This window comes from Mucilaginibacter sp. (assembly GCF_025362475.1).
Taxonomy (GTDB): Bacteria; Bacteroidota; Bacteroidia; order Sphingobacteriales; family Sphingobacteriaceae; genus Mucilaginibacter.
This window is the reverse complement of record NZ_JANYGH010000009.1, coordinates 1-23565: the sequence shown is the minus strand read 5'-3', so window position 1 is coordinate 23565 and position 23565 is coordinate 1. Positions and strand designations below refer to the sequence as shown.

Here is a 23565-nt window from a genome sequence, read left to right as displayed (position 1 = left end):
TAGAATAAGTAGAGTTTTATTAGTTGATTGGCTGAGCTGTTATTTTACTTTATTATAGAAAACGCCGTTGCCCTGAGGGGGCCGTATTTAGATCACAAATTATCATGATCTGCTAATTATTTCAACGCCTCACAAATCTCCTTAACCGTTTTACTTATCGGCTTAAACTCAATCCCAATAGCCTTTTTAATTTTTGAGTTATCAAACTCGCGTGTAACAGAGGCTGCCTGGGCAGATGTTTTATCAATAGCCGGATCGCCGCCTGTAAGCGCAGCCCAAACAGCAGCTCCGCGCCAGCCAATTTCCATAAGCCAGGGTTTGGCTAAAATGGCGGGCGGCTTTATACCGAATCCGTGTGCGGCGGCTGTAGTTATAGCTTCATAGGTATGGTTTTCGGCAGTAATGATATAGCGTTCGGCTGTAATATTGCTGTTCATGAGGCCCGTCATACATTTGGCCACGTCTTCCACATCAACAAAACCGATACTGCCGCTGGTGTAAAATTTAAGCCCTTTACGTATAGTCTCGAACAAAGCGCCACTACCTTCCTTACCAGCACTCGCGCCTATAATAAGCGACGGATTTACAATTACGGCATCCAACCCTTCGGCAATTCCCCGCCATACTTCCATCTCGCTTTCCAGCTTGGATATGGCATAGCCATCATTTTCTGTTGATTGTTCCAGGTGATGATTCTCGGTAGTCAATTCACCTGGTTTGGCAAGGCCTATGGCGGCAATGGAGCTTACATGAACCATCCTGATGCCCTTTTCAGTACATAAATTAACCAGGTTGGCTGTGCCGGTAACATTTGTATTGATCATCGGCTCTTTATCAGCAGCTTTGAGTGATACCCATGCCGCGCAATGGTAAACCTGTGTTACACCTTCCAGCGCGTTTTCCAATGCAAAAATATCCAACAGATCGGCGTTAATCCATTCAATTTGCCCTTGAAAAGGAACCAATAAATTAGGTATGGTTGAGGTAGTCCGTTTAGTACAGCGAATACGCGCACCGGATTTAGCCAGTAACTTTGCCAGTTCGGCCCCGAGAAAACCTGTTGCGCCAGTAATAAGAATCATATGTGCAGATTTCAGATGTGCAAATATGCAGATATTAGTTAGATGTGCATACGTGCAAATTAAGTTCGTTGACGTCGCCGTTTCAGATGTGCAGATGATCTCAATTGGACAAAAAAGATATGCATATCTACATTTTCATATTAAATTTCACATCTGCAGATCAACCCTTATATCTACACATTTCAAATTTGCACATCTGCACATCAATCTGCACATTTGCACATCTGCATATTTGCACATCAAACATTATGTCCTTAGCTGATTTTTTTACACCCATTGATCTTAAAAAGATCGCTCCTAAAAAGGGGTATTATACCAGCCAGCTTGGCGATAAAATTGTGCATTATTCTGTCGATTTCCCCGATCTTGAGGAAAAAACAGACCTCGCCATTATTGGTGTTATGGACGATAGAAACGCAACCGATAACCAGGGCTGTGCTCTTGGTCCGGATTATATTCGCGAAAAATTATACCAGCTTAACGAGGGCGGCTATAATTTAAAAATTGCCGATCTGGGCAATATTGTTGCCGGGGCTACAGTTACCGATACCTATTTCGCCCTTAAAACTGTAGTGTCAGAATTGGTTAAAAAGGATATTATCCCCATTATTATAGGTGGCGGGCAGGACCTCACCTACGCCCAATATATGGGATATGAAGACCTGGAGCAAAAGGTAGACCTGGTGGTGATTGATTCAAAGTTCGATTTGGATGAAGACGAAACATCCGGAAGTTTGGAAACCACCTCGCAATCTTATCTCAATAAAATATTTTTACATGAACCCAACTACCTGTTCAATTTCAGTAACCTGGGTTATCAAACTTATTTTGCCAGCCAGGAGAGCCTTCGGGTTATGGATAAGCTATACTTTGATGTACACCGCCTTGGCGAGCTAAGCGGCAATATAGCCATAACGGAGCCCGCTATCCGTAATGCCAGTATGATCAGTTTTGATGTGGGCGCTATCCGGTCATCAGATGCAATGGGTAATGCCAATGCATCTCCCAACGGCTTTAACGGGCAGGAAGCCTGCCAGCTATGCCGCTATGCCGGGTTTAATGATAAACTGAGCTCTATAGGCTTTTATGAATTTAACCCTGCTTATGATAATAATGGCCAAACAGCTATGTTACTGGCGCAAATGATATGGTACTTTGTTGATGGTTTTTATGGCAGGAAAAGTGATTTTCCGCTCAACCCCAAATCACAATACCTTATTTACAAAACCAGCCTTAAGCATGAAGACCAGGAAGTTGTATTTGTAAAAAGTAAAAAATCAGATCGTTGGTGGATGCAGGTACCTTACCCAAGCGGCGGATCGCGCAATGAGCGTTTTCACCTGGTGCCCTGTAGTTATGCCGATTATAAAACAGCCACATCCGGCGAGCTGCCCGACCTTTGGTGGCGTACGTATCAAAAATTAAACTGATAATTACAATTAGAACAGCATTTTAACGTTATCAAAACTTACAGTTTTTATATTCTGATGAAGAAAATATTTTTTTTAGTAACTGCATTACTGCCAGTTATGGCATTTGCTCAAACTCCTGAAACCTTTACCATAAACGGCAAAATAGGAAGCACCGGCGCCCCCGCTAAAGTCTATTTATCATACCAGTTAGGCGCTAATAGCATTATCGACTCTGCAAACGTGGAGAATGGTGCATTTAGTTTCACCGGCAAAATGCTAAACCCCGTTAATGCAACATTGGTAGTTGACTATAAAGGATTGGGTATTGAAAAATTTACGCAGCAATACTCTGATGGCAGAACACTTTCAAATAATGCCGATAACCTGAGTTTTTTTATTGATAAGGGTACAGTAACTATTACCAGTAAAGATTCTTTAAAAAAAGCACAGATTACCGGTTCGCAACTTAATATTGATAATGTAAAACTGCAGGCGCAACTGAAAGGTATCAATATAAAAGCCGAAAGATTAATGGCCGAGGTTAAGGCTGCAACACCAGAACAGCAAAAATCGCCTGCGTTTCAAAGCAGTATGCAGGCAAAATACAAAGCGCTGCAAACCCTGCAGAGTTTTACTTTAAAAAGCTTTATAACCGATAACCCTAATAGTTACCTTAGCTTACTTGCCTTAAGTTCGGTAGGTGGGCCATCGCCTGATCCCAGCGAAATTCAGCCATTGTACAATTCGTTATCGCAAAGTGTAAGGGAAACCGAGGCGGGTCGGGTTTTAAAAAGCCAGCTTGATATGTTAAAAGCGACTGCTGTTGGTTCAGTAGCGCCGGATTTTACACAGAATGATGTGAACGGTACGCCTGTTAAACTATCATCATTTAGAGGTAAATATGTATTGCTTGATTTTTGGGCTTCATGGTGCGGCCCATGCCGCCAGGAAAACCCTAACGTGGTACGCAACTATAACAAATACAAAACAAAAAACTTCACAGTATTAGGAGTATCATTGGATAAGGCCGAAAGCAAATCGGCCTGGCTTGCCGCCATTAAAAACGACGGACTTGACTGGACCCAGGTATCTGATCTTAAATACTGGAACAACGCGGTAGCAGCACTTTACTCCGTAACCTCTATCCCTCAAAATTACCTGATTGGCCCTGATGGAAAGATCGTTGCCAAAAACCTTCGCGGCGAAGACCTTGATGCCAAGCTGCAGGAATTGTTTGGGAAGATATAGTTTGGTAAGTGGTGATTGAGTAATACCTGTCAGTTAAACTTAATTCAGGTGCTCAGCAATGTAACTTTTTTATTGACTATGACTAATATGTAGTTAATACATATTATATTGCGATATAAACTTTATCATTCATGAAAAGAATAATATTATTGGCATTAGCTGTAATACCCGCTGTTGCTTTTGCACAGGATACTAAATATAGCATACAAGGAAAGATAGGCGAATTTAACGCGCCTGCCAAAGTTTACCTCGAATACAGGTTTCCTAAAGGCAAACCTATTTATGATTCCTGTATGGTTGTTAACGGTAAATTTCATTTTGCCGGTTCAGTTGGCGCTGCGCCACTTAATGCTTACCTGTTATTTAATCGTAAAGGTACCGGCACAGGTAATGCTGATGGTTACCGCGTAATTTACCTTGAACCTGGTGTTATCAACCTAACGGCTACTGACAAGATTGAAAACGCAACAGTTGAAGGCCCAAAAACAAACCAGGAGAACGAAAAATACCAGCTTGGACAAAGGCCAATAAGTGATGCCTATGCTGCGCTTGAGGAAAGGCAAAAAGCAGCTACAGAAGAGCAAAAAGCTTCGCCTGAGTATGCCAAAAAAGCAAAAGCCGATGAAAAAGCCATCGACGATATGAGCGCTGCTATAGATAAGAAATTTATCCAGGAAAATCCCGGATCTATTATCAGCCTCAATGCTCTTGAATCCTTAGCCTACAGTGCCGATTATGTAGATATTAAACCGTTATATGATGCTTTAACAGCTGCTGTAAAGAGCACTGAAGCAGGCAAAGCCCTGGGCGAAAGGATGCCTAAATTAAAGGCTGTGGCATTGGGTGCAACTGCACCAGAGTTTGCCGAAGCTGATACCAGCGGAAAGATTGTCAACCTGTCATCATTTCGCGGGCAGTATGTGTTGATTGATTTTTGGGCATCATGGTGCGGCCCTTGCAGAAGGGAAAATCCTAATGTAGTAAAAGCTTATAACCACTATAAAGGTCAAAAATTTACTATTTTGGGTGTATCGCTTGATAAGCCAAACGCAAAAGAAAAATGGTTAGCCGCCATTCACAAAGATGGCCTCACCTGGAATCATGTTTCTGATTTAAAATTCTGGGATAGTAAAGCGGCCGGTTTATATGCCGTTCGCGGTATTCCGCAAAACTTTTTGATTGATCCCAATGGAAAAATCATTGCCAAAAATCTGCGTGGCGATGATCTGGAAGATAAGCTTGCTGAGATCTTCGGGAAAATATAGTTGGTTCATTGGTTCACTTGTTCATTAGTGAACTGTTTAAAAAAAGCCATGCCAAATTTAATTGGCATGGCTTTTTTAATTAATAGTCTTTTATAGAACTATGCCACTATAAACTAAAGAAGATCGAACCCAATATCTTTCCTGAAGTACATACCATCGTAATAAATACGGCTGGCATCGGCTGTGGCTTGTTGCAGGGCGTTAAACATATTATCCTGCAGTGTAGTGATAGCTAAAACTCTGCCTCCAGTAGTTATTACGTTTTCGCCATCGTTACTGGTGCCTGCATGAAACACTATGGAGTCGCGCACGTTTTCGGTACCGGTTATTACTTTGTTTTTGAGGTATTCGCCGGGATAGCCGCCTGCAACCATTACTATGGTGGCAGCTGTTTTTGGAGATATGATGAGTTCCTTTTCATCCAGGTTACCTTCGGCAACACCCTGGAGCAGGTCTACAAAGTCGCTTTCAATACGGCGCATAACGCTTTCTGTTTCCGGATCGCCCATGCGGCAGTTGTACTCAATAACCCATGGCTCACCATCCTTGTTCATCAGGCCAATAAATATAAAGCCTTTGTAAGGGATATTATCTTTTTTCAGCCCCTCAACAGTAGGGATAATTACCAGTTCTTCTACCTTTTTCATGTAGGCAGCATCGGCAAAAGGAACCGGCGAAATAGAACCCATGCCGCCTGTGTTTAAACCTGTATCACCTTCGCCAATACGTTTGTAATCTTTTGCTTCGGGGAGTATTTTGTAGTTGGTGCCATCGGTCATTACAAAAACAGATAGCTCAATACCCTGTAAAAACTGCTCAACCACCACACTCGAACTTGCTTCGCCAAACTTGGCTTCGGCAAGCATTTGCGTAAGTTCCAATTGAGCTTCTTCAAGGCTAAGGCATATTAATACACCTTTACCTGCCGCAAGTCCATCAGCCTTTAATACTACGGGCAAACCCGCGGTAGCCAGGTAGGTAAGGCCTTCCTGAAGGGTATCTTTGGTAAACGTTTTGTAGGCGGCTGTAGGGATGTTATGCTTTTGCATAAACTGCTTGCTGAAATCCTTGCTGCCTTCTAACTGGGCGGCATGCTGCTCCGGGCCAACAACCGGTACATTTTTCAATTGCTCATCGGCCAAAAAGAAATCATGAATTCCCTTAACCAGTGGCTCCTCGGGACCAACCAGCACCAGGCTGATGGCGTTTGCAATAACAAAAGTTTTAATGCCCTCAAAATCGGTAACCTTTAGGTTAACGTTGGTGCCGTACTGGTGGGTACCGGCATTGCCGGGGGCAATAAAAAGCTTTTGGCATTTAGGACTCTGTGCAATTTTCCAGGCGAAGGCACTTTCCCTTCCGCCCGAACCGAGGATCAGGATATTCATGTGGGCAAAGATAGGTTTTTGGACGAAAGATTTTAAGATGAAGGTTAAAAGACGAAGGATGAAGGATTTTGATCTTCGTTTTTCAGTTCAGTTGCGCTTGTTTGTAAGTTAAACGAGCGCAACTAAACTATATTAATATCAATACCTGATTGCCCGCCAGGCCCATTCCGCAATACAGTAGCCAAATTAAGTTGATGGGTTGGTTTTATTTTCCAACTTCAATTATATGAAACGTGCCGGGTACTTGTTTGGGCCGTGGGTTTGGGTTTTCTGTTGTTGCGGCTACGTGAGTGGTTTTAGCTGCCGGTAAATAAAGCCTGTGTGTTAGCAGATCAATACCGATTGTACGTGCGCTGGGCTCAGATGGAATATTCTCCACAAATTCAAATTTATTAGCATTGATTTCTCTTACCACACTTATTGTTCCTTCGCCGTTTGAAGCGTAGGCTGTTTTTAGTTCAGGATCAAATACCAGGCCGTCGCAGCCGCCAATAGGGAATTTAGCCAGGTTTTTACCGTTAGTGGCATCCATGATCACCATGGTTTTATTGCCGCCGCAACCAATAAATAAACGGTTGGTTTTACGATCGATGTCCAGGCCTGATGGCTCATCGCCACCGTTAATTTTATACCTGTCCTGTACTTTTAAGGTGGTGGCGTTTATCACCACTATTTCGTTTGTGGTTTCTGCATTTACAAACACCTTTCCTTTTCCATCAGATACACCGGTTTCGGGCTTTGCTCCTAAGGGGATGGTGGCTACAACTTTATCTGTAGCCACATCAATAACAGTGGCATCCATGCTTCGGCCATTAAATGCGTATACCTTTTTTGCAAAGGGTTCATAAAATATAGCATCTGGATTTGTACCTACAGGAATCTCGCCCAAAACCTTGAAGCTTGTAAGATCAAACACAATTACCTTATTAGCACGCCCGGTGCTGATATAGCCCTTATTTAATGCATTAACCAGTGCAATACCATGTACACCCGGAGTATTGGGGATATAGCTTATAGAATCGCCGGCGGTTGATAAAATATTAACCTGGTTACCATGTGATGTGTAAATGCGTTTATGAGCCCCATCAACAGTTATATAATCCCAGCCGCCATTGCTGTTAACAGGAATATTCTTCAATATATGAAACCCGGTTTTTTGCTGGGCCCTGGAGTAAATGGGATTGGTTATTATAAAAATGGCAACCAGGATGGTTGCTGGTAGTAGGTTTAAGTTTTTCATAAGTAATTGGTTTTTACGCAATTTACCTAATTAATTCTGTAGAAATTTTGGATGTACATCATTGAGTTTATTTCCTTGATATTGAATGCTGCAGGCAAACCCGGGCCATAATCAGCAATGGTGATCAGGTTACTTCGCGTCGTTTATCTGTTTGATAGCATCATCTGCAGCTTTTGCCCCTATAACATCGTTCAGTTGCGAACGCCCGATTTTTATATCATTCAATAGCTTAATGAATTTTGGGGCTAAGCCAAACTGTTTGAAATCTGTACCTAAAATAGCCAAAGCATTGATGCCTTGCTGTACGTAGGCAGGGGTATCAATACGGGAGGTCATGGCGGCCAGGTCAGCTATCATCCTATACTGGTTATTTGCGTTTTTACTGTTGTAAGTATTATAAATATAAGGCCATTGTTTGCTGTTGCCATATTTGGCATACACGGCAACAATAGCTTTGGTGAGCTCGCCTTTGTTGTCGCTTTCAAAGTTTTTGGCAAGAGTTATGGCTTGCCCGGCATCTAATAACGCAATGGCATTTAAAGCAGCTCCTTCTACAGCATAAGATTTATTGCTTAATGCCTGTTTATATAAAGGGAGATAAGCGGATACTTTAAGTTGACCTAATACGGAGATAGCTGCTGCACGTACCAAAGTATTTTTATCGGTTTGGGCCAGTAAAGTAAGTATCGGTATAGCTGCACTATGAATATCATCATTGCTCATATCTAACGCCGTGACAGCTTTGATACGCAAGCCATAATATTTATCCTGCAGGGCTGCTATCAGCACTTTTTGTGCTCCCTGTTCATTCTGATGGTTTGCTGCCGAATCTATTGCTTCCAAACGGTCTTGATATAAAGGGGCGTTAAAATATTGAAACACTAATTCTTGCAACGTTTTGTTATCCTTTTTTTCAGCCAGCAGCACTTTATCACCATCCACATTTACCAGTTCGGGTTTTGAGGCAACATGCAGGGTTAAAGTATCCGTTTTATCATTCATCCAAATTTTATGGCGTTCTTTTTTTCCATCGGCATAAATATCTATAGCCATTGGTAGCCTGAATATTTGTCCTTGCTGAGTTTGCTGTAAATAAACGGTTTCGGTTTTGGCTTCGTTATCCCATTTATAACTGATGTTTAATATGGGGTGACCGGCGCCATAATACCATTGGTTAAAAAACCAGTTCAGATCCAGGCCGCTTGCTTCTTCCATAGCTAATCTAACCTGGTGTGCTTCTGCAGTTTTAAAGGCATTCGTTTTAAGGTAAATGTTTAGTCCTTTAAAAAATGCGGCATCTCCTAAATAATTGCGTAGCATATTTAAAATGCGCCCTCCTTTATTGTAAGTTACAATCGCATCAAAAGTATCTTCCCTATCGTGGTAATAAAACCTTACCAGGTTTTTAGTATGTGCATCGGGCGAGCTCAGGTAATTTTGTAATGCCGCATAGTTAACGGCATCAGCTTCATCCCTGCCATATTTATGCGCTGCCCAAAGCATTTGGCTAAAATCGGCAAAAGATTCGTTCACCGTAAGGTTGCTCCAGCTTTCGCTGGTCACATAATCGCCAAACCATTGATGAAACAGTTCGTGGGCAATAGTCTGTCTGCCAACATCGTAATTGGCGTCTATCAGCTCGCGCGAAGTTTCTTGAACTATCTCGCTGTGCAACGTAGCCGAGGTGTTTTCCATAGCACCACCCGGGTGGTCACGCACTACAACCTGGGCATATTTATTCCATGGAAAATCAACGCCCAATAGTTTTGAATAAAATTCCATGATTTCCGGTGTCATCCCAAAAATCTCCCGGGCGTAAGGAGCATATTCGGGCTCCAGGTAGTAGTTAACTTCTTTATTACGCCATTTGCCATGATAGATCTTAAAATCTCCAACAGCCATCATAAATAAATAAGGGGCATGGGGAAGGTCCATTTTCCAGGTATCGGTACGGGTTCCATCGGCATTGTTTCTTTGTGATGCCAATCGGCCGTTCGAGAGCGTAACGTACTTTGAAGGAACAGTCATTGAGATCTCTTCGGTCGATTTCTGGTTCGGCTTATCAATGGTAGGAAACCATACAGATGCACTCTCTGTTTCGCTTTGCGTCCATACCTGGGTAGGTTTATTCTTTTCGGTGCCATCGGGGTTAATAAAAAATAAAGCCTTGTGCCTTATAATGCCATGTCTGCCTGTTTTTAAATTGTTTGGTTTGGCCGTATAGTTAATGTAGATGGTATAGCTTTCATTATTATTATAAACTTTATCCAGTTGTATTGCTACGGAAAGGCTGTCAACATACTTATATTTCAACGGAATATTTTTGCCGTTTTTTACTATCGCGATATTATGAAGATCCATTCCTTTAGCGTCAAGCCTTAGTGAATCAGTAGGATAGATGTGTGGCTTGATTGTAACCCATTCCTTGCCATACAAATACCGTTTTTTATAATCAAAACTAACAACCAGCCTGGTATGTATGAGATTATTGATCCTCGGTGCCGTAGCCCGGTAAATTTTCATTGACGGATCATCAGAACTGCTTTCCTGCGCGCGCGAAACAGGTGTCCATGAAAGCTCTATAAATATAAAAAGGAAAATAATTTTAAAAATCACACTCTTGAAGGTATCTGCCTCCCATTTATTTGCCATTGCTTTTGTGTCTTATTTATCAGAACGGCAAATTCAAAGCCATGTTATTAATCTACTGAAAATAAGGCAATTGTAAATCATTAAATTAGTGTCGTTACTTTATATCGTCAAGTAACAGTGATATAGCTGAATAGCGTTGTTCCAGATATAAAACAAAAAAAGCGACTGATTTTTACCAGTCGCTTTTTGCAATAATATATATTGGATAGCTTACAACCCAAAGGCTGCTTTTACTTTATCAACATAATCTAATTTTTCCCAGGTGAAAAGTTCCACTTCGCGTTTTAGTTCGCTGCCGTCATGGGCAATAAAAGTTTTAGTTACGGTTTCGCTTGGTTTACCAAAGTGACCATAAGCGGCGGTTTCACTGTAAATAGGGTTACGCAGCTTAAAGCGGGTTTCAATGGCGTATGGAGTCATATTGAAAACAGCCTCTACTATTTTGGCTATTTCTCCATCGTGTAATTGAACTTTGGCAGTGCCGTAGGTGTTTACGTAAATACCCATTGGCTGGGCCACGCCTATAGCATATGATACCTGTACCAAAACTTCGTCGCAAACGCCGGCGGCAACCAGGTTTTTGGCAATATGGCGTGTGGCATAAGCAGCAGAACGATCAACCTTTGAAGGATCTTTACCTGAAAATGCGCCACCACCGTGTGCACCTTTACCACCATAAGTATCCACAATAATTTTACGACCGGTTAAACCAGTATCGCCATGTGGACCGCCAATAACAAATTTGCCGGTTGGGTTAATATGGTATTTGATCTGATCGTTAAAAAAGTGGGCGTATTTTGGATATTTTGCTTTAACACGAGGAATCAGGATACTGATGATATCTGCACTGATTTTGGCAAGCATTGCTTTCTCTTCGTCAAAATCGTCGTGTTGTGTGGAGATAACAATGGCATCAATGCGCTGTGGTTTGTTGTCATCGCTATATTCTAACGTCACCTGCGATTTTGCATCCGGGCGAAGGTAATTGATCTCGCTGTTTTCGCGACGGATAGCTGCAAGCTCAATTAGTAAGGCGTGAGCTATATCCAAAGCCAAAGGCATATAGTTATCGGTTTCTACAGTAGCATAACCAAACATCATACCCTGGTCGCCGGCGCCCTGCTCTTCTTTAGCCTGGCGGTCAACACCCTGGTTAATATCCGGCGATTGTTCATGAATAGCTGATAGCACACCGCATGAGCTGCCGTCAAACATATATTCACCTTTGGTGTAACCAATTTTGTTGATTACCTCGCGGGCTATTTTTTGTACATCTAAATAAGCTTTTGATTTTACTTCGCCGGCCAAAAATACCTGCCCGGTAGTTACCAGCGTTTCGCAGGCAACTTTTGAATTGGGGTCGAAAGCTAAAAAATGATCTATCAGCGCGTCTGAGATCTGGTCTGCAACTTTATCGGGATGTCCTTCTGATACGGATTCAGAAGTAAATAAATATGGCATATAAAATTTTTATACAATTAATTTAAAACAGCAAAAGAGGAGATTTAAAGGCATCGTAGTAAAAAGAAGCATTGGTTTTAGCACTTTTTTACGTGGTTGCAATCCAGTTACCTGTCGGTAATCAATTAAATCATTCCACTTTCGGGTAGCAAAAATAAAACAAATTTTACAAAGCCGAAAATACATTTACTTTTGATACTTTATTTAATATTAATACAGATAGTTGAAACGTAAAGCGTTATTTATAATAAATCCGATATCGGGGGGGAAGAAGAAGGATGGTGTGCCAGAGTTGATAGACCAGAACCTTGATAAGAATGTGTTTAATGCCGACATTGTTTATAGTGATGGTGTATCACATGCCCGAATAATAGCCGGCGAAGCGGCAAATAAGTTTGATGTGGTGGTTGCTGTTGGCGGTGATGGTACTGTAAATGAGATATCTTCGGCAATTGTGGGTAGCAGCACCGCTTTAGGTGTGGTTCCCTTTGGCTCAGGAAACGGATTGGCCCGGTTTTTAGGAATTCCGATGAATACTGCCGAATCAATAAAAGCGTTAAGTGCCTATAAAATAGAAACCATTGATTCGGGACAGATGAACGGTTTGCCGTTTTTTAATATGGCAGGTATGGGTTTTGATGCTCACATTGCCGAAGTATTTTCGCATGGTAAAAAGAGGGGTTTTTTAACCTACATCAAATCAACCATGCAGGAGATTATGAACTATAAATCTCAGGAGTACCGGATTGAAATTGATGGAAAAATATACGAGCGCGAAGCTTTTATTATAAGTATTGCCAATTCATCACAATGGGGTAATGATGTGCACATTTCACCAAAGGCATCGGTGCAGGATGGTTTACTGGATGTGTGTGTGATTCAAAAATTCCCCATATGGCGCCTGCCCGAGATTGGCGCACGCCTGATGCTTAAAACAATTGAATCCTCTAAGTATATTGAAATTATAAGAGGAAAGAACATAAAGATTACCCGGCAAAAGGCGGGGCCTATCCATCTTGACGGCGAGCCACATGTAATGGATACCGATATACATATTAATATAATACCCGGCTCATTAAAAGTAATTGTAGGCCCCGGCTATTAAAAAATAGATTATTATGGCTAAGAAGAATTTTACAGGTGTAGTTTATTCAACCGATCCCGACTTTGAATACCAGGAAAATGGCAGTAATGCTGCTCAAACCCTGCCACCACAACAGCAAAACTTTAAAATATATCTTGATAGGAAGGGTGGAAGTAAATTGGTTACCCGGATAACCGGTTTTGTAGGCACTGATACCGATCTGGAATCGATTGGAAAAAAGCTAAAAACAAAATGCGGGGTGGGCGGTTCGGTAAAAGAGGGCGAAATATTGATCCAGGGTGATTTCAGGGATAAAATATTAATCCTGCTGCAAACCGATGGCTATAAAGCAAAAAAGGCCGGCGGATAACTGCTGTATAAGTGCCTCATTAACCAAATATTAAACCAATTGATAGCGTATTTTTTACACTGGAAAATTTAAACCTTGCTATCAGAGTTTCGCATTACGGGCATAATAAATGCCGCGCCAATTTGAAGTGTAACGAAATAGTAGCATAAATTTTATCAGGATTGCTTGATAATATTAAAAAAAATGGTTTTCATTGCAAATAATTGTAGTGGCAACACACAATAATCAGACATTATTACGTTATTTATATCCAATTGCACACAAAATGTAATTTGGTATTAAAAAATTGTAAAGAATAATATAAATGATTTTTTTATTTCAATAAAATTCTATTTTTGTTATTCGCATTTTAGAGCACATTTTAACTAACTTATAATATAAACAAAAACTAAAAACTAAAAATTAAAAGTAATGGCAAACGCACCAACAAAACCAACTACTCCTGTTAAGAAAGAAAGCTCAAGTGCATCGGGCATGTTTGCTTCTTTAACTATTCCTATTTGTTTAATAGTATCAACTTGTATTTTTATATTCATATTAGGCGATGCAAGTCACTTTAAAGGCGGAGATGTTGAACACGGCAACCCGGCAGATATCTTCGGTACTGTACACAAAGGTGGTGTTATTGTACCAATGATCATGGGTTTCCTTTTAATGGTTATCGTTTTCTCTATCGAGCGTTTCGTAGTAATCGGTAAAGCATCAGGTACAGGCAGTGTTGATTCTTTTGTTAGAAAAATCCAGTCCTCTCTTAACGCAGGTAACATTGCAGCAGCAGCAGCTGAGTGCGACAAACAAAAAGGTTCTGTAGCTAACGTTATCAAATCAGCCTTGAAAAAATATGGCGAAATGGAAGCTGAACCTAATTTAGATGTTGACCAAAAAACTTTGGCAATCCAAAAAGACATTGAAGAAGCTACAGCTTTAGAAATGCCAATGTTAGAGCAAAACTTAACCATCATCGCTACATTAGTATCTATCGGTACATTAACCGGTTTATTAGGTACAGTAATCGGTATGATTGGTGCGTTCTCTACATTAGCCGCCGCTGGTGCTCCAAACCCTTCTGAACTTTCAGCACACATTTCTGAAGCTTTGATTAATACAGCTTTAGGTATCAGTACTTCAGCTATATCAATTATCATGTACAACGTATTTACATCAAAAATTGATAAACTGACTTACGCTATTGACGAAACAGGATTTAGCATTGTACAAACATTTGCTTCATCTCACAAAAACGCCAACAGAGCATAAAAATATAGTAGTGCTTAGTTTTTCCCGCATAAAATAAAAGCGGGGGATTTTAATACTTAACAATACTATATATTTTAAAAAAATTAAAACATGGCAAGGATAAAAGTTCCAAGAAAGAGTACAGCAATTGACATGACCGCCATGTGCGATGTGGCATTCTTGTTGTTAACTTTCTTTATATTAACTGCAAAACCAAGAACCGATGATCCGGTTCCAATCGATGTGCCAAGGTCTTCTATTCAGCAGCCGGTTCCTGATGAGAATTTTGCTACAGTAACTGTAGGTAGTAACAAGGCTTTTTTCGGTATTGAGGGAACAGATCTTCGTAAAGCAACTTTAGAGCAAATGGGCTCGATTTATAAAATCGGGTTTACACCAGAAGAAATGAAAAAGTTTTCAGGTGTAGAGTCATTCGGTGTGCCAATTCAGCAGATGAAGCAATTCCTTGCTCTGTCGTCAGAGCAGCAGAGAAAGTTTGCGCAACCAGGCATCCCGAGAGATTCGGTAAGCAATGAGTTGTTTAACTGGATCCGCGAAGCCCGTAAGGCTACCGTAGCACTGCATAACGTACAAATGCGTATCGCTATAAAAGGTGATAGCAAGGAAGAGTACCCTGTTATAAAGGATGTTGTTGGGATTTTGCAAAAGCAAAAAGTTAATAAGTTTAGTTTAATAACTTCAGTTAGTGGCGGTGCACCTGCCCCTAAATCAAAATAAGGAATCATGGCAGAATTAGACACCTCCGGGGGAGGGAAACATAAAGGTGGGAAGGTACGCAGTAAAAAGCAATCAACCCGTATAGATTTAACCGCGATGGTGGATCTGGCTTTCTTATTGATCACATTCTTTATCATGACAACCACATTGGCCAAGCCTAAAGCGTTGGACCTTGCAATGCCGGATAAGGATGAGAAAACCAAAGATCAGTTGCCTATTGCTGCTTCGCGTTCATTAACCCTTTTATTGGGTAGTGATGATAAACTGGAGTGGTACCTTGGCGAGCCGGGTAAATCGGCACCTGAAGTTATCAGCTACGGTAAGGATGGCTTACGCAAATTACTCGTTGAAAAAAGTAAAGAAGTACAGGAAAAAACCGGTAAAACTATTTTTGTTGTAATAAAACCAAGTGACAAGTCAAAATACAAAAACATGGTTAGCGTATTGGATGAAATGAACATCACCAATATACTAATGTATGGTATTGTTGATATCACCGCACCAGAAATTGAGTTGTTGAAGAGGGAAAACCTATACAACGATACCAAATAATAATAAATAACGTTAACTAACATTAAAGCCTGACAAAAAATGTTTGGATCAAAATTAGACATATTAGATCAGAAATGGATCGACGTTGTTTTTAGTAGCAGGAATAAAGCATATGGTGCTTATGAACTAAGAAAGGATAATGCAAAAAATACTAACAGGGCGCTTGTAATAGCCATTATATTATTTGTATTTATAATTTCTTTGCCTACTATAATCAACAAGCTGAAAGGCTTGATCCCTAAAGCTGATGAAAAAGTGAAGATAACAGACGTAGTGCTGTTACCTCCACCACCGGTGGATCAAACCAAAAAACCACCTCCACCGCCACCAGAACCACCAAAACCAAAGGTTGACCAGGTTCGTTTCCCACCTCCGGTTGTAAAACCAGATAATGAGGTTAAGGAAAAAGATCCACCAACGGTTAAGGAACTCGCTGTAGCGGATCCAGGTCAAAAAGATCAAAAAGGTGATCCGAATGCTGATATCAGGATTGATGAGCCGGTAGGTAACTCAGATATTAAGCAGGTTGTTGAAGAAGATCCTAATAAGATCTTTGCATCTGTTGAAAACTTACCCGAGTTTCCGGGTGGTGTTGAAAAATTTGGTGCTTATTTGAGCAAAACCATCAGGTACCCTGCAGTTGACCGTGAAAACGGTACTCAAGGACGTGTAATCCTTACTTTCGTTGTGGAACGTGACGGATCATTAACTGATATTAAGGTTTCAAGAAGCCTTAGCGCAGGTACCGATGCAGAAGCAATACGTGCACTAAAAGGTTCACCAAGATGGAAACCAGGTATTCAAAACGGAAGGCCGGTTCGTGTACAGTATAGCGTACCCGTAAGCTTTACATTAGCCAGCGATAACTAGGATAATGCCATTTAATTTCAATAAAGAGCAAAAATCGCCCAAAAGGCGGTTTTTGCTTATTTTAGGAACTGCCGCATTTATTTGCTTTGTAATTTTGGGCCTGATGATCATGTTTTGGGATAAACTTCCATTACAGTTGCAGCCATATCAGCGGATACTTTTCGGAGCTTTTATTATCGGATACGCGATTTTGCGTTTCTCAAGGTTGTTCAAAAAAGATCAGGATGAAGATTAGGTTTGATTTTAAATACTTTTTTTTTGCGCTGATTGTATCAATTGGTTTACAGGCCTGTAAACAAAAAGCTGCAAAACCGATTGCCGACGATACATTCAATTCGGGTAAAAGTACCTTTGTTGCCGACGAATCTTTTGCACCAATAGTAGGGCAGGAGGAATATGTTTATAAAAGCAGAAATCCGGAGGCACAGCCCACTTTTTTGTATAAAACAGAAAATCAGGCGGTGAATATGCTATTAAATGATAGTGTCAGGATGGCAGTGCTTTCAAGGGATTTGGATACTGCTGAACGTAATATTATCATTAAACGCTCTTTGAACGTTGCAGTACTGCGGTTTGCAACTGATGCCATTACATTGATAGTAAATCAGGCATCAAACGATACTACTATTACTGTTGCTGCATTAAAAAATATGCTCCGTGGAAAAGGCGATGCAAATAAAACAATTGTTTTTGATAACCCTAACTCAAGTTTGGTAAGGTATTTGAAGTACTTTTCTGGTACTAAAGAATTCAATCAGAAAAATATTTATGCCTTAAAATCAAATAAAGAGGTTATTAAATACGTTAGTGAACACCCGGACGCACTTGGTGTCACAGGTTTTAGTTGGCTTAATGATCCGGATGAGGATATGATACCTTATGTGGCTAAAGTTAAAATTGTAGGGGTTAAGGATGAGGCTAATAAGCAGTACGGAGAGTACTACTTTAAACCTTCTCAAGAATCACTCGTCTTAAAACAGTATCCTTTAAGCAGGGGGTTATACCTGGTTAATACTTCCAGCAAAGATGGTTTAGCTACCGGGTTTGCAACATTTTTAGCCAGTGATGTGGGGCAGCGGATTATATTAAAATCGGGTTTATTGCCTGATGTTATGCCGCCAAGAGAGATAAATTTAAAAAGTAAATTATAACTAAATAAGATGAAAATGATCAGTAAAATAGCTAAGGCAACATTAGGACTGGTATTTATAGGTTCATCATCAGTTTTTGCGCAAAGTCTAGCCGACGCCAAAAAAGCTATTGACGCCGAACAATATCAAAAAGCCAAATCAATGCTTAAAAACCTTACGGTTACACAGGCCGATAAGGACGAAAACTTCTTTTACCTGGGTTGGGTATACATTAAACAGGATTATACCGACTCTGCAAAAACGGCATTCAATAAAGGTATTGCTGTAAATCCTAAATCGGGTTTAAATTACGCTGGTTTAGGTGCGGTTGCCCGTTTGGATAAAGACAAAGCAGGTGCAACTACCAATTTTAACCAGGCCGTATCTCTAGCCGGTAAAAACAGTAAACCATTTGTATATGTAGGTAAAGCTTATTTATTGCCTACAACCGCAGATGGTAAAATATCTGTTGATGATGCAAGTGCAGCTATCGCTGTTTTGCAAAAAGGTAAAGCCGCTAATCCAAAAGATGTTGAGTTATTGATTACTTTAGGTGATGCATATGCGTCACAGGTAAAAAGTAATGAAGCTTACCAGGCTTATTCAGATGCAACTACAATTGATCCCAAAAATCCAGCTGCTAAAGTAGCAACCGGTGTTTTGTGGAGATATGCAAATAACTTTGAAGATTCAGAAAAACAATTCCAGGATGCATTAGCCATTGACCCTAATTTTGGGCCGGCTTACCGCGAATGGGCTGAAACTGATAACCGTTGGGCTAATGCCGATCCTAAAATGGCATCTGTTAAAATTAAACAAGCAGTTGAGGAATACAAAAAATACCTGAGCTTAACAGATCTTTCTGTTGAATCCCAAATGCGTTATGCCGACTTTTTGATCAGCGCCGGTCAATTTCAGGAGCTTCAAACAGTTGCTGCTGATTTGTCAAAATCTGCAAAATCAAACTTAAGAGCGTACCGTTACTTAGCTTATGCCGCTTTAGAAAATAAAGATTATCCTGCCGGCTTAGCTGCTATGAACACCTGGTTAGCCAAAGCAGATCCAAAAAGGATTGTACCACGTGATTATTTATACCTTGGCAGATTACAAATTGCATCTGGACAGGATTCAACAGGTATTAACACTTTAAGGAAAGCAATTTCTTTGGATACTACCCAGGTTGATGTTTATGGTGAAATTGCTAAATCACTATATGGTAAAAAGAAATATGGCGAAGCTGCTGCAACTTATGCCAACTATATTGCAAAATCGCGCAAGGTTCAACTTAATGATTACTTATCAATGGGTATGAGCTATTACAAAGCATATAATGATCAATATTTTAGCACTGCCAAACCAAAGCCGGTTGCTGATACCACTTTATTGACCAAAGCAGACTCAGCTTTTAGTTATATTCAGCACAAAGCAAAAGCACCATCAGGTATTGTAGCCTTATTCCAGGCGCGTGCTAATGATCAGAAAGAGCCAGCAGACAGAACTGCGTTTAAGGGCTATGCTAAGCCATACTATGAGCAATACATTGCTTTAACAACTGCAAAGGGAGTAACTGATGCTGATAAATCATTCATGGGTGAAGCTTATGCTTACCTTGGAGGTTATTATGAGTTTAAGGAAAAAGACGAAGCCAAAGCCGTAGAAAACTACACCAAGGCTAAAGAATTGGATCCTACAAATAAACAGGCAGTAAATTACTTTGCACGTAAAGCCGCAGGCGGTAAAAGCAAATAATTGAGAAAAACAGGAATTTAGAATTCATATTTTAATAAATAAAAAAGGTCTCTTGAAAAAGAGGCCTTTTTTATTATTGTTCCATTAGTATATTTGCAGCATGGAAGTACAAAGTTTACCGGTTAATTATTTGCCCATCATATTTCAAATGCTTGTGGCTTTAGGGTTTGTGGTAACCACCATGTTTGTTACGCATAAAATTGGCCCCAAACGTGCTACAAAGGATAAACTTACGCCTTTTGAATCAGGTATTGAGGTTGTGGGTAATGCCCGTTCTCCTATGTCTATCAAATATTTCCTGGTGGCAATACTATTCGTATTGTTTGATGTGGAAGTAATTTTTATGTATCCCTGGGCAGTAAACTTCAAGGCGATGGGTAAAGATGGTATGATAGAAATGTTCATTTTTATGGGCACTCTTTTATTAGGTTTTATCTACGTTGTTAAAAAAGGCGCGTTAGACTGGGATTAAGTTTAGAACGATTCTAAATATAGCCCTTGTAAACGCATAGTGTATCTTTTACATCGTTATTATTGTAAATTTGCCGTCATTATCCTTGCTTGTATAGGGTAATAATTTTCTATTAAAATTGTTCAATGAGTGATATTCAAATAGTTGATGCCCCTGCAGGTGTAGAAGGCGCCGGTTTTTTTGCTACCTCGCTTGATAAAGTAATAGGTATAGCCCGCTCAAATTCATTATGGCCCCTGCCATTTGCTACCTCATGTTGCGGTATCGAGTTTATGGCAACTATGGCTTCTCATTATGATCTTTCGCGTTTTGGTGCCGAGCGGTTAAGCTTTTCACCACGACAGGCTGATCTTTTGATGGTTATGGGTACCATCGCAAAAAAAATGGCTCCGGTATTGCGCCAGGTTTATTTGCAAATGGCCGAGCCCCGCTGGGTTATGGCTGTAGGTGCTTGTGCTTCAAGTGGTGGTATATTTGATACTTATTCTGTTTTGCAGGGTATAGATGAAGTTATCCCGGTTGATGTTTATGTGCCTGGTTGCCCTCCTCGTCCGGAAGCTATTATCGATGGCTTTATCAACATTCAAAAGCTGGTACAGACAGAATCGCTTCGCAGAAGAAATGAGCCTAAATACCAGGAATTATTAGCTAAATACGGAATCCAATAATGGCTACTATACCCAACGAAGAGCTTTTAAAAAGAATTGGTGAGAAATTTGGCGAGCAGGTAACTTTAGTTGGCGAGCCTTATGGTTTACTTACTGTAGAGACCGGCCGCGAGCAGATTATTGATCTGTTGACTTTTTTAAAGACAGATGCCGCACTTCGATTTATATTTTTAACAGATATCACAGCTATACATTATCCTGAGCAGGAAAAGCAAATTGGTATCATTTACCACTTGCATAGCCTTACCACAAACACCCGTATCCGGATAAAAGTATTTTTGGTTGATGGCGACGTGCATATCCCAACTGCTACCGTGCTATGGGAAGGCGCCAACTGGATGGAACGCGAAACGTATGATTTCTTCGGAGTTATATTTGATGGCCACCCGGATCTGCGCCGTATTTTAAACGTAGACGACATGACGGCTTTCCCAATGCGTAAGGAATTTCCGTTGGAAGACCCAAATCGTGTTGACAAAAAGGATTACTTTTTCGGAAGATAATATTATGCCGTATGGGAAACCTCAACGGCATCACCATAAAGAAAATAATTTATACTGATGCAAAATCATCCTGTATATACAGATAACGATCCTCAAAACGAGCTTTCAACCTTAAACTTAGGGCCAACCCACCCTGCAACACACGGTGTGTTTCAAAACGTGTTGCAGTTGGATGGCGAGAGGATTGTAAGCGGCGTATCAACCATAGGTTACATACACCGGGCATTTGAAAAAATTGCCGAACACCGCCCATTTTACCAGATCACCCCACTTACAGATCGTTTAAACTATTGTTCATCGCCAATCAATAATATGGGTTGGCACATGACCGTAGAAAAGCTTTTGGGTATCACCACCCCGAAGCGGGTTGATTACCTGCGTGTAATTGTGATGGAGCTGGCCCGTATATCAGACCATATTGTATGTAATGGTGTACTGGGTGTTGATACAGGCGCTTTTACCGGTTTCCTGTACATGATGGAATACCGCGAAGCCATTTATGAAATTTACGAAGAGGTTTGCGGAAGCCGCCTTACTACAAATATTGGCCGTATAGGTGGTTTTGAACGTAACTTCAATAGCATTGCCTTTGCAAAACTGCGTAAGTTTTTAGTTGATTTTCCTAAAACGCTTAAAGAATTTGAATCGCTGTTTAACCGTAACCGTATTTTTGTTGACAGAACAAAAGACGTTGCCGCGGTTACAGCCGAGGATGCATTAAGCTATAGCTGGACAGGCCCGATACTACGCGCCACCGGTGTTGATTATGATGTAAGGGCCATGAACCCATATTCATCATACGAAGATTTTGATTTTGAAGTACCCGTTGGTACCAATGGTGATGTTTACAGCCGCTTTTTGGTACGTAACGAAGAAATGTGGCAGAGTATGCGCATTATTGAGCAGGCCCTTGTAAAGCTGGAAAAAGAACCATCGGATATATTTCATGCTGATGTGCCTGAGTTTTACCTGCCGCCGAAAGAAGAAGTTTATAATAACATGGAAGCCCTTATTTATCACTTTAAAATTGTGATGGGCGAAATACCTACCCCTAATACCGAAGTTTATCATTCTGTAGAAGGAGCTAATGGCGAATTAGGTTTTTATTTGGTTAATGATGGTGGGCGCAGCCCATATCGTTTGCATTTCCGCAGGCCAAGTTTTATCAATTACCAGATGTATGCGCCAATGAGCCGAGGTATGTTATTATCAGATGCGATTATTAATATGAGTAGTTTAAACGTTATAGCCGGAGAATTAGATGCTTAGAGTTGAAGATGCTCAGGTTTCGGTTGAGTTTAGCCCGGAACTGCTGAATAAATTTGCTGATGTGGTTTCCCGCTATCCCGCAGGAAAACAAAAATCAGGGCTGTTGCCGATCCTGCATTACGTACAGGCCGAGTTTGGCTGGGTTAGTCCGCAGGCGATGGATAAAGTAGCGGCATATTTAGATATTTTACCTATTGAGGTGTATGAGGTTGCTACGTTTTATACCATGTACCTTTTGCGCCCGAGTGGCAAATATGTACTGGAAGTGTGCCGTACAGGCCCTTGCGGTGTAGTTGGCGCCGATAAGATAATGGATCATATTGGAAAAACCTTAGGCGTTAAAGAAGGTGAAGTTACTCCCGACGGCTTATTTAGCTGGAGAGGTGTTGAGTGCCTTGCTGCCTGTGGTTACGGTCCGGTTTTACAAATAGGCCCTGAATATACTTTTTACGAAAATTTAACTGAAGCGTCTGTTGATAAATTGATCGGCGACTTAAGAGTTAAGGCAAAAAATTAACAGTTAATATGGGACGCAAATTACTTTTAGAACATATAAACGTACCAGGCATCAATACATTTGATGTTTACCGCTCAAAAGGGGGCTACGCGGCTGTTGAAAAGGCTATAAAAACCATGTCGCCAGAAGCGATTGTGGAAGAGGTAAAGAAATCTGGCTTGCGCGGTCGTGGCGGTGCGGGTTTCCCTACCGGTATGAAGTGGAGCTTTTTGGCTAAACCCGAGGGCGTAGAGCGCTACCTGGTTTGTAATGCCGATGAATCTGAACCCGGAACCTTTAAAGACCGTTACTTGATGACCTATATCCCTCACTTATTAATTGAGGGAATGATAGTAGGCAGTTATGCCTTAGGTGCAAAAACATCATACATATACGTTCGCGGCGAAATGATGCCGCAGATCCGGATCCTTGAAAAAGCCATTGCCGAAGCTAAAGCTGCCGGTTTCCTTGGAAAAAATATATTAGGCACAGGTTATGACCTGGAGCTGTATGTACAACCGGGTGGTGGTGCTTACATCTGCGGCGAAGAGACCGCGCTTTTAGAATCATTAGAAGGTAAGCGTGGTAACCCGCGTATTAAACCACCATTCCCGGCTATTGCTGGTTTGTACGGTTGCCCAACAGTGGTAAATAACGTTGAATCAATTGCTGCTGTAGTA

At 40.9% G+C, this 23565-nt stretch carries 21 protein-coding genes and 1 pseudogene; 17 read left to right on the top strand and 5 right to left on the bottom strand.

The window, feature by feature from the left end:
- Positions 1 to 116 precede the first annotated feature (116 nt).
- Positions 117 to 1082, bottom strand: coding sequence for an NAD-dependent epimerase/dehydratase family protein (locus Q0R88_RS04465; RefSeq protein ID WP_295712843.1), 966 nt, complete (start codon positions 1080 to 1082; stop codon positions 117 to 119).
- A gap of 248 nt (positions 1083 to 1330) precedes the next feature.
- Here Q0R88_RS04465 and Q0R88_RS04460 point away from each other — a divergent pair, with 248 nt between their 5' ends.
- The 3 genes from Q0R88_RS04460 to Q0R88_RS04450 all read left to right on the top strand — a co-directional run bounded on the left by Q0R88_RS04460 (position 1331) and on the right by Q0R88_RS04450 (position 5007).
- Positions 1331 to 2512 (top strand): formimidoylglutamase, encoded by a 1182-nt coding sequence (locus Q0R88_RS04460; protein WP_295712840.1) that lies wholly within the window; start codon positions 1331 to 1333, stop codon positions 2510 to 2512.
- A gap of 57 nt (positions 2513 to 2569) precedes the next feature.
- Positions 2570 to 3742, top strand: coding sequence for a TlpA disulfide reductase family protein (locus Q0R88_RS04455; RefSeq protein WP_295712838.1), 1173 nt, complete (start codon positions 2570 to 2572; stop codon positions 3740 to 3742).
- Between the two features lie 131 nt (positions 3743 to 3873).
- On the top strand, positions 3874 to 5007 hold the full coding sequence (locus tag Q0R88_RS04450) for a TlpA disulfide reductase family protein (RefSeq protein ID WP_295712834.1): 1134 nt from the start codon (positions 3874 to 3876) through the stop codon (positions 5005 to 5007).
- 113 nt (positions 5008 to 5120) lie between these two features.
- Here the strand turns inward: Q0R88_RS04450 and purD are convergent, their stop codons facing one another.
- The 4 genes from purD to metK form a co-directional block, all read right to left on the bottom strand.
- Positions 5121 to 6395 (bottom strand): phosphoribosylamine--glycine ligase, encoded by a 1275-nt coding sequence (purD, locus tag Q0R88_RS04445; RefSeq protein ID WP_295712831.1) that lies wholly within the window; start codon positions 6393 to 6395, stop codon positions 5121 to 5123.
- A gap of 205 nt (positions 6396 to 6600) precedes the next feature.
- Positions 6601 to 7635 carry a YncE family protein gene (locus Q0R88_RS04440; protein WP_295712828.1) on the bottom strand — a complete coding sequence of 345 codons (1035 nt, stop codon included), beginning with the start codon at positions 7633 to 7635 and terminating at the stop codon, positions 6601 to 6603.
- A gap of 129 nt (positions 7636 to 7764) precedes the next feature.
- Positions 7765 to 10287 (bottom strand): M1 family metallopeptidase, encoded by a 2523-nt coding sequence (locus Q0R88_RS04435; protein ID WP_295712825.1) that lies wholly within the window; start codon positions 10285 to 10287, stop codon positions 7765 to 7767.
- 210 nt (positions 10288 to 10497) lie between these two features.
- Entirely contained in the window at positions 10498 to 11748 is a 1251-nt protein-coding gene (gene metK / locus Q0R88_RS04430) for a methionine adenosyltransferase (RefSeq protein WP_295712822.1), read from the bottom strand.
- Positions 11749 to 11971: 223 nt separating this feature from the next.
- Between metK and Q0R88_RS04425 the strand changes: the two genes are divergently transcribed.
- The 14 genes and pseudogenes from Q0R88_RS04425 to Q0R88_RS04360 form a co-directional block, all read left to right on the top strand.
- Positions 11972 to 12853, top strand: coding sequence for a diacylglycerol kinase family protein (locus tag Q0R88_RS04425; protein WP_295712819.1), 882 nt, complete (start codon positions 11972 to 11974; stop codon positions 12851 to 12853).
- Between the two features lie 13 nt (positions 12854 to 12866).
- Positions 12867 to 13202 carry a translation initiation factor gene (locus Q0R88_RS04420; RefSeq protein ID WP_295712815.1) on the top strand — a complete coding sequence of 112 codons (336 nt, stop codon included), beginning with the start codon at positions 12867 to 12869 and terminating at the stop codon, positions 13200 to 13202.
- 411 nt (positions 13203 to 13613) lie between these two features.
- Positions 13614 to 14459, top strand: a complete 846-nt coding sequence (locus tag Q0R88_RS04415) for a MotA/TolQ/ExbB proton channel family protein (protein WP_295712812.1) — start codon at positions 13614 to 13616, stop codon at positions 14457 to 14459.
- Positions 14460 to 14549: 90 nt separating this feature from the next.
- Positions 14550 to 15176 (top strand): biopolymer transporter ExbD, encoded by a 627-nt coding sequence (locus Q0R88_RS04410; protein WP_295712809.1) that lies wholly within the window; start codon positions 14550 to 14552, stop codon positions 15174 to 15176.
- A 6-nt stretch (positions 15177 to 15182) separates the two neighbouring features.
- Complete coding sequence (locus Q0R88_RS04405) at positions 15183 to 15728, top strand: biopolymer transporter ExbD (RefSeq protein WP_295712806.1); 546 nt, start codon at positions 15183 to 15185, stop codon at positions 15726 to 15728.
- 39 nt (positions 15729 to 15767) lie between these two features.
- A complete protein-coding gene (locus Q0R88_RS04400) occupies positions 15768 to 16598 on the top strand; it encodes an energy transducer TonB (protein ID WP_295712803.1) in 831 nt (276 codons plus the stop codon).
- Positions 16599 to 16822: 224 nt separating this feature from the next.
- Positions 16823 to 17749 (top strand): substrate-binding domain-containing protein, encoded by a 927-nt coding sequence (locus Q0R88_RS04395; protein WP_295712800.1) that lies wholly within the window; start codon positions 16823 to 16825, stop codon positions 17747 to 17749.
- Between the two features lie 9 nt (positions 17750 to 17758).
- A complete protein-coding gene (locus tag Q0R88_RS04390) occupies positions 17759 to 19477 on the top strand; it encodes a tetratricopeptide repeat protein (protein ID WP_295712795.1) in 1719 nt (572 codons plus the stop codon).
- 100 nt (positions 19478 to 19577) lie between these two features.
- Positions 19578 to 19949, top strand: a complete 372-nt coding sequence (locus Q0R88_RS04385) for an NADH-quinone oxidoreductase subunit A (RefSeq protein ID WP_295712793.1) — start codon at positions 19578 to 19580, stop codon at positions 19947 to 19949.
- A 125-nt stretch (positions 19950 to 20074) separates the two neighbouring features.
- Positions 20075 to 20617 (top strand): NADH-quinone oxidoreductase subunit B, encoded by a 543-nt coding sequence (locus tag Q0R88_RS04380; RefSeq protein ID WP_295712790.1) that lies wholly within the window; start codon positions 20075 to 20077, stop codon positions 20615 to 20617.
- The gene (locus tag Q0R88_RS04375) at positions 20617 to 21120 is read left to right on the top strand and encodes an NADH-quinone oxidoreductase subunit C (protein WP_295712789.1); all 504 of its coding nucleotides are present in this window, start codon (positions 20617 to 20619) and stop codon (positions 21118 to 21120) included. Before Q0R88_RS04380 ends, Q0R88_RS04375 begins: the two co-directional genes overlap by 1 nt.
- 57 nt (positions 21121 to 21177) lie before the next feature.
- Entirely contained in the window at positions 21178 to 22389 is a 1212-nt protein-coding gene (locus Q0R88_RS04370) for an NADH-quinone oxidoreductase subunit D (RefSeq protein WP_295712787.1), read from the top strand.
- Positions 22382 to 22906 (top strand): NAD(P)H-dependent oxidoreductase subunit E, encoded by a 525-nt coding sequence (locus Q0R88_RS04365; RefSeq protein ID WP_295712785.1) that lies wholly within the window; start codon positions 22382 to 22384, stop codon positions 22904 to 22906. Before Q0R88_RS04370 ends, Q0R88_RS04365 begins: the two co-directional genes overlap by 8 nt.
- An 8-nt stretch (positions 22907 to 22914) precedes the next feature.
- Positions 22915 to 23565, top strand: a pseudogene (locus Q0R88_RS04360) (NADH-quinone oxidoreductase subunit F); the annotation flags it as partial.

Bases quoted from the DNA above. Each gene is read 5' to 3' on its own strand.
- Q0R88_RS04440 (WP_295712828.1), bottom strand. From the start codon at position 7,635: ATGAAAAACTTAAACCTACTACCAGCAACCATCCTGGTTGCCATTTTT.
- Q0R88_RS04450 (WP_295712834.1), top strand. From the start codon at position 3,874: ATGAAAAGAATAATATTATTGGCATTAGCTGTAATACCCGCTGTTGCT.
- Q0R88_RS04435 (WP_295712825.1), bottom strand. From the start codon at position 10,287: ATGGCAAATAAATGGGAGGCAGATACCTTCAAGAGTGTGATTTTTAAA.
- Q0R88_RS04420 (WP_295712815.1), top strand. From the start codon at position 12,867: ATGGCTAAGAAGAATTTTACAGGTGTAGTTTATTCAACCGATCCCGAC.
- Q0R88_RS04460 (WP_295712840.1), top strand. From the start codon at position 1,331: ATGTCCTTAGCTGATTTTTTTACACCCATTGATCTTAAAAAGATCGCT.
- Q0R88_RS04415 (WP_295712812.1), top strand. From the start codon at position 13,614: ATGGCAAACGCACCAACAAAACCAACTACTCCTGTTAAGAAAGAAAGC.
- Q0R88_RS04365 (WP_295712785.1), top strand. From the start codon at position 22,382: ATGCTTAGAGTTGAAGATGCTCAGGTTTCGGTTGAGTTTAGCCCGGAA.
- Q0R88_RS04385 (WP_295712793.1), top strand. From the start codon at position 19,578: ATGGAAGTACAAAGTTTACCGGTTAATTATTTGCCCATCATATTTCAA.
- Q0R88_RS04455 (WP_295712838.1), top strand. From the start codon at position 2,570: ATGAAGAAAATATTTTTTTTAGTAACTGCATTACTGCCAGTTATGGCA.
- Q0R88_RS04400 (WP_295712803.1), top strand. From the start codon at position 15,768: ATGTTTGGATCAAAATTAGACATATTAGATCAGAAATGGATCGACGTT.
- Q0R88_RS04380 (WP_295712790.1), top strand. From the start codon at position 20,075: ATGAGTGATATTCAAATAGTTGATGCCCCTGCAGGTGTAGAAGGCGCC.
- Q0R88_RS04375 (WP_295712789.1), top strand. From the start codon at position 20,617: ATGGCTACTATACCCAACGAAGAGCTTTTAAAAAGAATTGGTGAGAAA.
- purD (WP_295712831.1), bottom strand. From the start codon at position 6,395: ATGAATATCCTGATCCTCGGTTCGGGCGGAAGGGAAAGTGCCTTCGCC.
- Q0R88_RS04390 (WP_295712795.1), top strand. From the start codon at position 17,759: ATGAAAATGATCAGTAAAATAGCTAAGGCAACATTAGGACTGGTATTT.
- Q0R88_RS04405 (WP_295712806.1), top strand. From the start codon at position 15,183: ATGGCAGAATTAGACACCTCCGGGGGAGGGAAACATAAAGGTGGGAAG.
- Q0R88_RS04465 (WP_295712843.1), bottom strand. From the start codon at position 1,082: ATGATTCTTATTACTGGCGCAACAGGTTTTCTCGGGGCCGAACTGGCA.
- Q0R88_RS04370 (WP_295712787.1), top strand. From the start codon at position 21,178: ATGCAAAATCATCCTGTATATACAGATAACGATCCTCAAAACGAGCTT.
- Q0R88_RS04395 (WP_295712800.1), top strand. From the start codon at position 16,823: ATGAAGATTAGGTTTGATTTTAAATACTTTTTTTTTGCGCTGATTGTA.
- Q0R88_RS04410 (WP_295712809.1), top strand. From the start codon at position 14,550: ATGGCAAGGATAAAAGTTCCAAGAAAGAGTACAGCAATTGACATGACC.
- metK (WP_295712822.1), bottom strand. From the start codon at position 11,748: ATGCCATATTTATTTACTTCTGAATCCGTATCAGAAGGACATCCCGAT.